Source organism: Paraburkholderia panacisoli (assembly GCF_008369935.1).
GTDB classification, from domain to species: Bacteria; Pseudomonadota; Gammaproteobacteria; order Burkholderiales; family Burkholderiaceae; genus Paraburkholderia; species Paraburkholderia panacisoli.
Genome location: NZ_VTUZ01000005.1, coordinates 44,320 through 56,965, shown reverse-complemented (window position 1 = coordinate 56,965; position 12,646 = coordinate 44,320). Strand labels below are relative to the sequence as shown.

The window sequence follows — 12,646 nt, the reverse complement described above, 5'->3', positions numbered from 1 at the left end:
GTGGAGGCCCCGTCATGTTCCACGATCCTATTCAGATCCCCGCGTTCATCGAATTGACGCTGCTGGCGATCGTGCTGATTTTCGTCAGCATCGCGCGCGCGCGCCGGAGCAGACAGCGGCAGCGCAACGCCGGCGGCGCTGGCACGCCGGGCTCAGGAAGCTAGAGCCTGGGTTGCCGCTCGGAGCGAAAGAGCGGCGAGTCAGCGGGTTCGTCGTGTGCAGATCGGGGCGATCCGCTTTGCGTTGAAGCGGTCAGCGCCGAAGTCCTGGCTTCCATCCGGCACGCGCCTCGGCAGAAAACCGCGGCCTTTGAACCGCGCCTGACCCCTCACGCGCCGGACGCTTCTTCTGTTTCGTCGACATCGAGTTGCGCGCACGCCCGCAGGCTCTCCACCGCGAGCGCAACTGCGGCGCGGTTGAGGCTGTCGGCACGCCAGTACATCGACACCGAGCCGAAGCCCGAGAGTTGCATCGGCAGAATCCGCAGCGTGTTCAATTGCACGAAGCGGCGTGCGGCCCGGTGCGACGCCACGCCGACCAGATCGGTGTGGTTGAGCAGCGTGATGTTGAGGATCGATGAGTTCGATTCGATACAACGGCCCGGCAGCGTTTGTCCCGCCGCGGCGAGCGCCGTCTCCAGCGCGTTCCTCACCGGCGTGCCGTTCGGCCACACGATCCATTGATAGGCCAGGAGGTCATCCCAGTCGAGCGAGTCCTTGCCGCTCAACGGGTGCTGCGGCCGTGACACGAAGTGGATCGGCTCCTCATAAAGCTTCTCACACTGGATCTGCGGGTCCGTATTCTCCGGCGACGAGCGGCCGACCACGATGTCCAGCTCGCCTCTGGCCAACTGCGGGAGCAACTGATTCATCGTGCTTTCGACCAGCCGGACCTGCGCGCGCGGCAATTGTTCGAGCAGACGCGCCACCGCGAGCGGAACCGTGTCCGCGCTCGACACGCCGGAGGTGCCGATCGACACCAGTCCGCTGCCGCCGTCGCGTAGCGCCTGCATATCGTCGCGGGCGCTGTCGAGATGCGCCTCGATGCGCCGGGCGTGCTCGAGCAGCGATTCCCCGTGGCGGGTGGGCCGCAGTCCGCGCGCATGCCGCTCGAACAGCGCGAGGCCGATATCCGCTTCCAGTTCCTTGAGCCACTTCGACAGCGCGGGCTGCGTCGTATTCAGCGCGGCCGCCGACTGGCTGAGATTGCCCGTTTCAGCGAGGCTCAACAGCACCTGCAAATGCCTCAGACGCAGCCGGTAAGTCCAGTCCATTGGGGTGCCTCACTGAGCTATATCCAAAACTATATGGATAAGAGTAATTCGTTATTTTACAGGATATAGCTAGGGGGCATATAAATCATGCATAACACGCATCGCACCGGACCGGTGTTGCGCCCAATGCCGTCAGACCCAGGAGACATCATGTCAGCCAACGATCAGCGCGAGCAACGCGCGGCCTACTACGAACAGATCGCCCGCCAGCGGATGACGCCGCTTTGGGAATCCCTTCACAGCCTCGTGCCGCGCGAGCCGCAGCCGCGCGCACAGCCCGCGATCTGGAAATATGCGCAGGTGCGCGACCTGGTGATGCAGGCCGGCTCGGTCATCAGCGCCGAGGAAGCGGTGCGGCGGGTGCTGGTGCTCGAAAATCCGGGCTTGCCCGGCAAGTCGAGCATGACGCCGAGCCTCTATGCCGGGCTTCAGCTGATCCTGCCCGGCGAAATCGCGCCGAGCCATCGCCATACGCAGTCCGCGCTGCGGTTCATCGTCGAGGGAAAGGGCGCGTGGACCGCGGTCGACGGTGAACGCACGACCATGCATCCGGGCGACTTCATCATCACGCCGTCGTGGACGTGGCACGACCACGGCAACCCTGCGGTCGAAGAGGGCGGTGAGCCGGTGGTCTGGCTCGATGGCCTGGATATTCCGCTCGTCGCGAGTCTCGACGCGGGCTTCGCGGAAAACTATCCGCACGCGATGCAGCCTGTCACGCGGCCCGAAGGCGACAGCCTCGCGCGCTTCGGCCACAACATGGCGCCGGTGCGCCACGTCGCGTCGAACCCGACTTCGCCGATCTTCAGTTATCCATATGAACGCAGCCGCGAAGCGCTCGACACGCTGTATCGCAACGGCGAGCCCGACGCGTGGGACGGCGTGAAGCTGCGTTACGTGAACCCGACCACCGGCGGCTGGCCGATGCCGACCATGGCGACGTTCATGCAGCTGCTGCCGGCCGGCTTCCAGGGCCGCACGTATCGCAGCACCGACGCCACGGTGTACTGCGTCGTGGAAGGACAGGGCACGGCGCGCATCGGTGAAAGCGAATTTTCCTTCGAGCCGCACGACGTATTCGTCGCGCCTTCGTGGGTGCCGGTGCAGTTGTCCGCTGCCAGCGAAAGCGTGCTGTTCAGCTATTCGGACCGGCCGGTGCTGGCCGCGCTGAACCTGCTGCGCGAAGAGCGCAGCTAGGCGACGCAACCAGGCGACGCGCACAAACCACGCGAAGCGCGTCGCGCCGGCCTGGGCCTTTGATTCTCCCTTGATCTCCCTTCACCCCTTTACGCACGAGTGAGTCGCACAACATGGCATTTATTTTTCCCCCTGAGGCGCCCGTCGGTATTCCCGTCGTCGGCACGAGCGATCTGTTCGCGGCGCGCCGCGTGTATTGCGTAGGCCGCAACTACGCCGCGCATGCGCGCGAAATGGGCTTCGATCCGGATCGCGAGCCGCCGTTCTTCTTCTGCAAGCCGGCCGACGCGCTCGTGCCGCTCGCCTACGGCGAAACGCTCGAACTCGCGTACCCGTCGCAGACGCAGAACTATCACTACGAAGCGGAACTGGTTGCGGTGATCGGCAAGGCGGGCTCCGACATTCCGCTGGACCAGGCGCTCGACCACGTGTGGGGCTACGCAGTCGGCCTCGACATGACGCGCCGCGATCTGCAGATGAAGATGCGCGAAATGGGGCGCCCGTGGGAAATCGGCAAGGCGTTCGACCGTTCGGCGCCGATCGGCCCGATCCATCCGGCCAGCGCGACCGGGCACTTCGAAAAGGCCGGCTTGTGGCTGACGGTCAATGGCGACACGAAGCAGAAGAGCGATGTGTCCCATCTGATCTGGTCGGTGGCCGAGACGGTTGCCGATCTGTCGAAGTTCTTCCGTCTCGAACCGGGCGACGTGATCTACACCGGCACGCCGGAAGGGGTCGGCGCGGTCAGGACAGGTGACGTGATGACCGTCGGTGTCGAACGGCTCGGCGAATTGACCGTGCGTGTGGTCTGAACTTCATTTGACGGGTTTTATCGTGCAGCTTCATAGCTTCTTCAATAGTTCAACGTCGTACCGAGTGCGGATCGCGCTTGCCCTCAAGGGGCTGCCATACGATTACCTGCCGGTCGATATCCGCACGGGTGCGCATCGCGAGCCGCAGTACGTGGCGAACGTGAATCCGTCGGCGTCGGTGCCCGCGCTGGTCGACGGCGAGTTTCACCTCGGCCAGTCGCTGGCGATCATCGATTATCTGGATGCGCGCTATCCGGAACCGCGTCTGATTCCGCTCGACGCGCACGAGCGCGCCCGCGTGCTCGAGCTTTCGTACCTGATCGCTTGCGACATCCACCCGGTGGACAACCTGCGCGTGCTGCGCTATGTGCAGGACGTGCTCGGCGCATCGCCCGAACAGAAAGACGCGTGGTACCGGCATTGGGTCGCGGAAGGGATGGCGGGCGTCGAGCGTCTGCTGGCGCGCGATGCTCAAAACGCGGAAGGCCCGTGGTGCTTCGGCGCACAGCCGACGCTCGCGGACTGCTGCCTCGTGCCGCAGATCGCCAATGCGCAAAGGATGGGTTGCGATCTGAGTGCCTATCCGCGCAGCCTCGCCGTTTATCGGCACGCGCTCGAACACCCGGCATTCGAACTCGCGCAACCGCAGCGCCAGCCGGACTACAGAGTCTGACGCAGTACAGGAGACAACAGTCATGAGTGAGACACATCAAGAGACACGTAAGGAGACCCGCCGCGTGATCGTGGTCGGCGGCGGCATCGGCGGGCTGGCGGCGGCGCTGGCGCTGGCGCGGCAAGGCATCGGCGTGCAGTTGCTGGAGCAGGCTCCGGAGATCGGCGAGATCGGCGCGGGCATCCAGCTCGCCGCGAACGCGTTCAATGCGCTCGACGCGCTGGGTGTCGGCGACTCGGCGCGCGGCCGCGCGGTATTCACCGACAGCCTGAATCTGATGGACGCGATCGACGCCAAAGAGGTCGCCCATATCGACGTCGGTGCGCCGTACCGTCAGCGCTTCGGCAATCCGTATGCGGTGATTCATCGCGCCGACATCCATCTGTCGATCCTGGAGGCGGTGCGGGATCATCCGCTGATCCAGTTCCGCACCAACACGCAGGTGCGTTCGCTCGACCAGGATGACAGCGGCGTCACGGTCACCGACCAACACGGCGAGCGCTATCGCGCGGATGCCGCGATCGGCTGCGACGGCGTGAAGTCGGCGGTCCGTCAGACGCTGATCGGCGATGAGCCTCATGTGACCGGGCATGTCGTGTATCGCGCGGTGGTCGACGTGCAGAACATGCCCACCGATCTGCGCATCAACGCGCCGGTGGTATGGGCCGGTCCGCATTGCCACCTGGTGCATTACCCGCTGCGCGGCGGCCAGCAGTACAACCTCGTCGTCACGTTCCACAGCCGCGAACAGGAGCAGTGGGGCGTGCGCGAAGGCAGCAAGGAGGAAGTGCTGTCGTACTTCGAAGGCATTCATCCGCTGCCGCATCAGATGCTCGACCGCCCGACGTCCTGGAAGCGCTGGGCCACCGCCGATCGCGATCCGGTCGAACGCTGGAGCTTCGGCCGCGCGACGGTGCTCGGCGACGCGGCGCACCCGATGACGCAATACCTGGCCCAGGGCGCCTGTCAGGCACTCGAGGACGCGGTCACGCTAGGCGCGGCGGTAGCGGCAGCCGACGGCGACTTCGAAGCCGCGTTCGCGCTGTACGAGAAAGCGCGGATTCCGCGTACTGCGCGCGTGCTGTACTCGGCGCGCGAGATGGGACGGATCTATCACGCGAAGGGCGTCGAGCGCCAGGTGCGCAACTCGCTGTGGGTGGGACGCACGCAGGAGCAGTTCTACGACGCGTTGCAATGGCTGCACGGCTGGCGCGCCGAGGACTGCCTGAAGGGCGTGGCCTGAGGAGTCGATGATGGCCGGATAACAAACATTCATAGCTGGAGGAGACACCCCATGAAAACTCAGACGCCCGTCAATGTCACGGAGCTGATCGACCGCAACCGCGTGTCGCCTTTTCAACTGGCGATCGTCGTGTTGTGCTTTCTGATCGTCGCGATCGACGGTTTCGATACCGCGGCGATCGGCTTCATCGCACCGGCGATCCGCGCGCAGTGGCAGCTCGCTCCCACGCAGCTCGCGCCGATCTTCGGCGCGGGCCTGGCCGGTCTGATGGCCGGTGCGCTGCTGTTCGGTCCATTTGGCGACCGCCTCGGCCGCAAGCGGCTGCTGCTGTGGTGCGTGCTGGGCTTCGGGCTCGCGAGCGTGGTGTCGGCGTGGGCCGGCACGCCGGCTGAACTCATTGCGTTGCGCTTTTTGACCGGCCTCGGTCTGGGCGGCGCTATGCCCAACGCCATCACGCTGACCTCGGAATACTGCCCCGCGTCGCGCCGCTCTTTCCTCGTGACCACGATGTTTTGCGGCTTTACCGTGGGCTCGGCGCTCGGCGGTTTCGTCGCGGCCGCGCTGATGGAGCGCTACGGCTGGCGCGCCGTCCTTCTCACCGGCGGCGTCGCTCCGCTGTTGCTGCTGCCGATCCTCGTGTGGCGGCTGCCCGAGTCGGTGCGCTATCTCGTGGCGCTCGGCAAGGAGCCGCAGCAGGTGGCGCGGGTGCTCGCGCGCATCGCGCCGGACGAAGACCTGTCGCTTGCCACGTTCACGGCATCGCACGGCAAGCCAGGCGGCTCGCCGGTCGGACAGCTGTTCAGGCGTGATCTGCTGCGCGGCACCTTGCTGATGTGGCTGACGTTTTTCATGAGCCTGCTGGTGATCTATCTGCTGTCGAGCTGGCTGCCGACTTTGCTGCGCGCGAACGGCGTGTCGCTGCAAACGGCGGCGCTGGTCACCGCGATGTTCCAGGTCGGCGGAACGCTCGGTGCGATCGTGCTGGGCTGGCTGATGGACCGCATCAATCCGCACTACGTGCTGGCGGTCAGCTATGCGGCGGCGGGGGTGTTCGTCGCGGCGATCGGCAGCCTCGCGGCCACGCCCTGGCTGGCGGCGCTGGCCGTGTTTTGCGCGGGGTTCTGCATCTCGGGCTCGCAGGTCGGCGCGAATGCGCTGTCGGCCGCGTTCTATCCGACCGATTGCCGCGCGACCGGCGTGAGCTGGGCCAATGGTGTAGGCCGCATGGGCTCGGTGGCGGGGTCGCTCGCGGGCGGCACGATGCTGGCGATGGGGCTGACGATGCCGGCGCTGTTTCTGCTCGCGGGTGCGCCGGCGATTGTCGCGGGGGTGTCGATGATGGCGCTGGGGCTGGCCAGGTCGAAGGCGTTGCCGCTCGGCGACGTGCCGGTGCTGACCGAACCTCGTTCGGTCAGCTAGCGCGCCGCGCTTTTGAAACGCATGGCCCAAGGACCGCGCGCCGTGCTGAAGCTCAGGCGCCGCCGCGCGGCACCGGTTCGTGCATCATCGACCTTGCCTCGGCGGCGGCTCCAGCAGCACGCCACCGCCCAGGCATGACACCATCCGCTAGTTCGACAACGACAGATAAGGCGAACTCAGCGGAGTCGGCGGGAACGGCTGCAAGCCCGTCTGCTTGCTGAAGCTGTATCGCACATACACCGCCGCGAGCCACTCGCGATATTCATAGGCGTTGCCGAGCGAAGCGGTCGCGCCGAACGCCAGCTGCGGCGCCAGTTGATATTCGCCGACCGCGCTGAGCGAATACGACACGCCCGTCTTGCTCTGGCCGGGATAGACCGCGCCGCTATCCACGCCACTGCCGATCCGCGCCGCATTCTCCGCCGCCGCTGCCTGCCGGCCGGAGTCGTCGTTCAGCGGGAAGTAGTTCGACGCGTCCTGACGGTAATGCTGCACGCCGATCGAGCCCTTCAGGTCATAGGTGAACAGACCGTTGCGGCCGGTAAATTCCACCGGCAAATTCAGGATCACGTACTGTTGCGGGCTGAAGTAGCCGCCTTGGCCATACGTGAAGTACGACAGGTTCTTGTCGTAGTGCATCAGCGTCGTGTTCACGCCGACCGTGAGCGTCTGGTCGGCGTCTTTCAGGAGGCGCGTGTAGACCCCGCCGCCGCCCTTGACGGCGTTATTGCTCGCGACGTTATTGCCGCCGTAGTACTGGTACGAAGCGTTCGTATACAGGCCGCTCGTGCCGTCGTCCCACGCGAGGCTGGCGAGGCCGCCGGTCGACGTGACGCCGCCCCATTCGAGGCCGGAGCCGGAGTCGTGCGCGCCCGCGTACGGGAGCAGGCTGTCGGTGACGGCGCGCCGCGCGACCGCGAGCGAATAAGACACCTTGTCGGTGATGCCGCCGTTGTACTGCGCGCCGCCCACGATGTTGGTCTCGCGGAAGCCGAGCGGCGTCACGCCGATATCGGCGTTGACGCTGCGGCTTTCATAGCCGAGCGACAGGCCCACGCCGCTCGCCGTCTGGCTGCCGTAGGTGTTGTTGCCCGCGACCGCCGCCATCGCCGACGCGTTGTTGGACAGGCCGGCGCCGAAGCGCGCGAGCGTCGAGACGTTGTTGGACGCGGTGCCGGCGTCGAGCGTGACGGGGGTCGCCGTGACGACGACATGGCCGTTGCCCGCCTTGATGCGCCCCTGGATCGGCGCTTCGATATCGGTGAGCGTGGACAGGCCGTCCTCGCCGCTGCGATTGCGGAACACGATCCCGCCCGACACGGTGCTCGCCTGCTCGCGATTGATCTGCGCCAGTTCTTCCGCGACGCCGAGCGTTTGCGTGTTCGCCACGTTCGACGCGTTGCCGCCGCCGGTCGCGCCGGGTTGCTGCGGGTAGTACGGTTGCGCGTAGCCGGCGGGCGGCTGTGGAATATACGGCTGCTGTTGCGCGTAGTAGCCCTGATTCGGATACGCCTGCTGCTGCGGCGGATACGGTTGATAAGGTTGCTGCGCGTAGGGCTGCCGTTGCTGCGGATAGGCTTGCTGCCCGTAGTACGGCTGTTGTTGCGCGTAGGGCTGCTGTGGATACGGCGCCTGCGCATAAGCCGGCGCGTTGCCACTGGTCTTCGACGTGCTTTGCTTCTTGCCGGTCGAGCGTCGCGTGGATGAGCCCGATGCGGGATACGGCTGCTGCATCGAACCTGCATTGGCCTGCGCCTGACGCGCGGCGGGCGACATCGGCCACGGCGTCGTGGCATAGCCATCGGGCGCGCCATATTGGGCTTGTTGCGGATAGGGCGCCTGCTGAGGATAAGGCGCCTGCTGCGGATACGCGGGGGCGTTGTACTGCGGCGGCATCTGCGCCTGACTCTGCATCGGCGCCTGGCTCTGCATCTGCGGCTGCCCTTGCCCCGGATAAGGCTGCAACGGCGCACCCGACTGGCTCGACCCGTAAGTCTCCTGGCCATAACCGCCCGAGTCGGCGCCCGAGCGGGGCGCGTTATACGGCAGCGTGGTGGGCGCGGCGTTCGGCGCATAAGGCTGGGCGGGCGCCGTATAAGGCGCGACGTAAGGCGCGGGCTGCGCGGGCGGCGGATAGTTCGGCACGGTCTGCGTCGGCAAGGAGGACTGCGAATACGGATTGGCTGCGCGCGCGGCATTGTCGGCGCCGGTCGAGGTGACCGTGGCCGTTTTGCCTTCGAACGGATTGGTGCCCGGCAGTGGCGTCGCGCCGATCTGTCGCATCGCGGTTTCCCAGCCGCGCGGCACGTTGCTCGCCGGGTTGCCGCGCGGCGCATTGCCCAGCGGTGTATTGGCCGCGACCAGCGAGCGCTGCAGATAAGTCGACGCGAGCGACAGCTTGCCTTGCGCGCGATACATGCGGCCCACCGTCGCGAGCACGCCCGGATCGTTGGGCGCCTCGCTCAACGCCTGATTCGCGAGCGATTCGGCATAGCTGAACTGCTTCGCGCCGACCGCGGCGGGGATCGCCGCCTGCAGCAGGTTCAGGTCGTCGGGCCGGCGCTGCAGCGCGACACGATAGCTGGCGAGCGCATTGCGGTCGTCGCCGGCGCTCGAGTAGAGGCGGCCGAGTGCGGCTTGCAGATCGGGGTTGTCGGGCATGGCCGCGAGCCACGGCGCGATCACGTCGTAGGCGCTGGCGAGATCGCCGCGCTGCCGGACCGCATCGGCTTGCCTGATGACGATGGCGAGATTCAGATTGCCGAAGTCGGTGCGCTGCTGCGGCGTCAACTGCATCGACGAGAGCCGGCGCATCACGTTGCCGAGTTCGGCTTCCTGGCCGGTCGCGGACAGAATGCCCGCGTACTGCAGCAGCAGATCGGTGTTGCCGGGCGCCGCGTTCATCGCCGCCCGCACGAGGCCCAGCGCGCGGTTCGGATCGCCCGCCTGCTGATAGGCGCCGGCGATCACGCCGATCAGCTCGGGGCTGTTGCCGGCAACCGGCTCGGCGGCTTGCAACGTCGCGAGCGCCTGTTGCGTCTGGCCGTTGCGCGCGAGCCGTGTCGCGATGTCGGCCTGCTGATGCACCCACAGGCGATGCTGCAAGCTGGTCATCGCGTCGGTGCGCTGAGCGGGCGCGATGCGGTCGAGTTGCGCGAGACCCGCGCTCCAGTCCTGCGTTTCCGCCGACAGCAACGCGCTCGCGTACAACGCGTCGGTCATGTCGGGATGGGCGGCGAGCAGGCCGTCCATCATGCTGCGCGCGTTCGCGACCGCGCCCTGGCGCACGTAGATGCGCGCGAGGTCGAGCCGCAGCCACGGATCGTCGGGCGTGTTTAGCAGCGCGTCTTCGAACAGGCTGCGCGCGCTGCCCAGATCGCCGCGCGCTTCGGCCGCGCGCGCCTGCGCGGCCTGCGCCTCGCCGCGCAGACGGTTGATGCCGCCCGCCTTCGACTGCTGTTCGGTATTCAGCTGATTGGCGAATTGCAGCGCCTCGTCGCCGCGGCCTTGCGCGGCGAGCGCGCCGACCAGTCCGCGAATCGCATCGGGGTTGTCGGCCTGGCGGCGCAGCGCCATCCGGTACGCCTGTTCCGCGCCGGCCGGGTCGTGGTTCGCGAGCAGCATTTCGCCGAGCAGCACCTGCGCGGTGACATCGGACGGATTCAGCGCGATCGCGCGCTCGAACAGCGACTTCGCCTTCGCGAACTCGCCGTTGCTGCGCGCGCCGATCGCGTCGCTCGTGTAGGTCCAGTAGGTCGCGCTATCGAGCGCGGTCTTCCAGCGCGCCGGGTTGCCGCTGCGCGACGCGCGTTCCAGATAGTTGCGCGCTTCGGCGAAGCGTTCCTGCTTCAGCGCGGCGATGCCCATGCCGCCGAGCGCGTCGGAATCGTTCGGACTGCTGGCGAGCACCGACGAAAACTTCGCGCGTGCGGTCGCGACGTCGTTGCGGTCGAGCGCGGCGAATCCGTCGGCGATCACGCGGCCGCGCACATCGACGGCGGCGTTTTCCTGCGAACGCGCGCGCGCCGCGCTGTCCTGCTGCACCATCGAATCGAAGCGCGCCTTGACGGCGGCGTCGTCGGGTGCGGTTTGCAGATACGCCTGGTAGAGCGCGGCGTCCGAGGGCCGCGCGTCCAGCCACAACAGCGCCTGACGCCAGCTCTTTTTCGCGGCCGCGCCGACCGCGCCGTCGGCGGCGAGCTTTTGCAATCGCGCGATGCCGTCGCGGCGCGTCACGTCGCGATAGGTCAGGTGCTGCGCGTAGGCGAGCGCGTAGCGCGGGTCGTCGGGGTTGTCGCGCGCGAGCGCCTCAAGCCCGCGGCGCGCCTGATCCCAGCCCTGCGGCGTGGCCGACAGCGCCTGGTAGTACTCCAGCTGCAATTGCGGGGTGGCCGGTTTGCCCTGCAGCGCGCGCTGATATTCCTGCACCGCGCTCGCGCTCTGGCCGCTTTGCGCGAGCCGCCGCGCGTCGTTGACCGTCTGGTCGCGCGGGCTCGTTTCGCCCAGCCGCCGGCCCAGTTCGTCCAGATTCGGATAGTTCGGCGCAGCCGCCTTCAGACGCGCCAGATATTGCTGCGCGCCGGCGCCGTCCTTGCGGTCGGAGAGCACCATGCCCATGCCGAACAGCGCATCGGGCTGGTTCGGATCGATGCGCAGCACCTTCAGCCACGCCTGCTCGGCGAGGTCGCCGCGCTGATGCGACTGCCAGTACTTGCCCTGATCGATCAGCACGCTTAGCGGATCTTTCGAGGCCTGCGCGAGCGCGTCGGGCGCGGCCGTCGCGACATAGCAAACGGCGGCGACGCTCAGCGCGCAGCGCAATGACAACGCGAGGGCGCTCAATCGCATGCGTTTCTCCAGCTTGGCACGAGACGGCCGTTTGCGTCGAAGCGATAGCGGCCGTCGATGAAACCCGTGCCGAACAAGCCCAGCACACGATCGTAGTAAACCGGTTCGCGGCCCGGCACGGTCGTGTCGAGCGCGGCCAGATGGGTGCGCGCGAGGCCGAGCCCGTGCTCGTCGCCGAGCGCCTTGAAGTACGGCGCGAGCGCGCCCCAGTAGCTCAACGGGCCTTCACCCGTCGCCGCGCCGGTGGTCGACGAAACCTTCTCCGGCGGGAAGCCGGTTTGCGCGACCTTCGTGCGCATGCCGCCGAGCGCGGCGAGCCAGGGCTTGGCGAGCGGATCGGCGGGCGCGGCGAGACCGGCCCACAGATAGACGCGGATCGCATCGTAGCTGCCGACATCGCCGTTTTTCGGATCGACCACGAACTGGCCGTTCTGCCACGCCGCCCAGTCGGGTGCGAAGCCCTGCGGCGCGGTGGTCCTGACGAGCTTGTAGGCGCTGTCCGCGAGCTTGGCCCACGGACCGTCCGGCAGTTCCTGCGCGAGCCCGCGCAACACCGGCAGCGGCAGGTAGCTCGGATTCAGGCGCGTCACGCCGGCGCTTTTGAAGCCTTGCGGTCCGGGCAGCAGCATCGGCCCGACGCCGGGCAGCGTGGTGATCTCCGCGCGCACGATCTGCGCGGCGAGCGCCTCGCCGAGTTGCGTATAGCTCGCCTCGTGCCACAGGCGGCCGGCTTGCAGCAGGTCGTAGGCGAGCCACAGGTCGGAGTCGGACGCGGAATTCGGATCGAGCACGCCATACGAGCCGTCCGCTTTTTTGCCCCACTGCCAGGCGGGCAGCTGCGCGTTGTGCGCGTCGAACTGGTTGCCCGCGAGATTGGTGCGGGTCCACGCGAGCAGGCGGTCGAAGGTCGCGCGGTCGTTCGCGACGAGCGCGAAGAAGAGGCCGTACGACTGGCCTTCCGAGGTGGTCTGCTGGGTCGGCGTCGAGTAGTCGATCACGCGGCCGTCGGCCTGCACGAAGCGTTCGACGAACGTGCGATAGCCGCTCCATTCGCCGCACGCGGCAGGCGCGCCGCCGCTCTGCGCGACTTTCACGACGCTGCCGAAACTCGCCGACGCCGCCATGCCGAGCGTCAGCGCAATGCCAATCTTCTTGTTGATTCGAACCCGCATACCCGTCCT

At 67.2% G+C, this 12,646-nt stretch carries 9 protein-coding genes; 6 read left to right on the top strand and 3 right to left on the bottom strand.

What is annotated here, in order from left to right; translation table 11 throughout:
• Positions 1-14: 14 nt before the first annotated feature.
• Positions 15-164, top strand: a complete 150-nt coding sequence (locus FVF58_RS51295) for a hypothetical protein (RefSeq protein WP_188130755.1) — start codon at positions 15-17, stop codon at positions 162-164.
• Positions 165-328: 164 nt separating this feature from the next.
• On the opposite strand, the gene FVF58_RS08930 is transcribed toward FVF58_RS51295, so the two are convergent.
• A complete protein-coding gene (locus tag FVF58_RS08930) occupies positions 329-1,273 on the bottom strand; it encodes a LysR substrate-binding domain-containing protein (RefSeq protein WP_149669548.1) in 945 nt (314 codons plus the stop codon).
• Positions 1,274-1,423: 150 nt separating this feature from the next.
• Between FVF58_RS08930 and gtdA the strand changes: the two genes are divergently transcribed.
• The 5 genes from gtdA to FVF58_RS08905 all read left to right on the top strand — a co-directional run bounded on the left by gtdA (position 1,424) and on the right by FVF58_RS08905 (position 6,617).
• Positions 1,424-2,470, top strand: a complete 1,047-nt coding sequence (gtdA, locus tag FVF58_RS08925) for a gentisate 1,2-dioxygenase (RefSeq protein ID WP_149669547.1) — start codon at positions 1,424-1,426, stop codon at positions 2,468-2,470.
• Between the two features lie 113 nt (positions 2,471-2,583).
• Complete coding sequence (locus tag FVF58_RS08920; protein WP_149669546.1) at positions 2,584-3,282, top strand: fumarylacetoacetate hydrolase family protein; 699 nt, start codon at positions 2,584-2,586, stop codon at positions 3,280-3,282.
• 22 nt (positions 3,283-3,304) lie between these two features.
• Complete coding sequence (gene maiA, locus FVF58_RS08915) at positions 3,305-3,955, top strand: maleylacetoacetate isomerase (protein WP_149669545.1); 651 nt, start codon at positions 3,305-3,307, stop codon at positions 3,953-3,955.
• 22 nt (positions 3,956-3,977) lie between these two features.
• Positions 3,978-5,198 (top strand): 3-hydroxybenzoate 6-monooxygenase, encoded by a 1,221-nt coding sequence (locus FVF58_RS08910; RefSeq protein ID WP_149669544.1) that lies wholly within the window; start codon positions 3,978-3,980, stop codon positions 5,196-5,198.
• Between the two features lie 51 nt (positions 5,199-5,249).
• Complete coding sequence (locus FVF58_RS08905; protein WP_149669543.1) at positions 5,250-6,617, top strand: MFS transporter; 1,368 nt, start codon at positions 5,250-5,252, stop codon at positions 6,615-6,617.
• 147 nt (positions 6,618-6,764) lie between these two features.
• Here the strand turns inward: FVF58_RS08905 and FVF58_RS08900 are convergent, their stop codons facing one another.
• On the bottom strand, positions 6,765-11,465 hold the full coding sequence (locus tag FVF58_RS08900; RefSeq protein ID WP_149669542.1) for a cellulose synthase subunit BcsC-related outer membrane protein: 4,701 nt from the start codon (positions 11,463-11,465) through the stop codon (positions 6,765-6,767).
• Complete coding sequence (bcsZ, locus tag FVF58_RS08895; protein WP_149669541.1) at positions 11,456-12,637, bottom strand: cellulose synthase complex periplasmic endoglucanase BcsZ; 1,182 nt, start codon at positions 12,635-12,637, stop codon at positions 11,456-11,458. The genes FVF58_RS08900 and bcsZ overlap by 10 nt, the downstream gene beginning before the upstream one ends.
• Positions 12,638-12,646 lie beyond the last annotated feature (9 nt).

What these genes read in the sequence shown, in the direction of transcription:
- bcsZ (WP_149669541.1), bottom strand. Translation starts at nt 12,637, where the DNA reads ATGCGGGTTCGAATCAACAAGAAGATTGGCATTGCGCTGACGCTCGGC.
- FVF58_RS08905 (WP_149669543.1), top strand. Translation starts at nt 5,250, where the DNA reads ATGAAAACTCAGACGCCCGTCAATGTCACGGAGCTGATCGACCGCAAC.
- FVF58_RS08920 (WP_149669546.1), top strand. Translation starts at nt 2,584, where the DNA reads ATGGCATTTATTTTTCCCCCTGAGGCGCCCGTCGGTATTCCCGTCGTC.
- FVF58_RS51295 (WP_188130755.1), top strand. Translation starts at nt 15, where the DNA reads ATGTTCCACGATCCTATTCAGATCCCCGCGTTCATCGAATTGACGCTG.
- FVF58_RS08900 (WP_149669542.1), bottom strand. Translation starts at nt 11,465, where the DNA reads ATGCGATTGAGCGCCCTCGCGTTGTCATTGCGCTGCGCGCTGAGCGTC.
- gtdA (WP_149669547.1), top strand. Translation starts at nt 1,424, where the DNA reads ATGTCAGCCAACGATCAGCGCGAGCAACGCGCGGCCTACTACGAACAG.
- FVF58_RS08930 (WP_149669548.1), bottom strand. Translation starts at nt 1,273, where the DNA reads ATGGACTGGACTTACCGGCTGCGTCTGAGGCATTTGCAGGTGCTGTTG.
- FVF58_RS08910 (WP_149669544.1), top strand. Translation starts at nt 3,978, where the DNA reads ATGAGTGAGACACATCAAGAGACACGTAAGGAGACCCGCCGCGTGATC.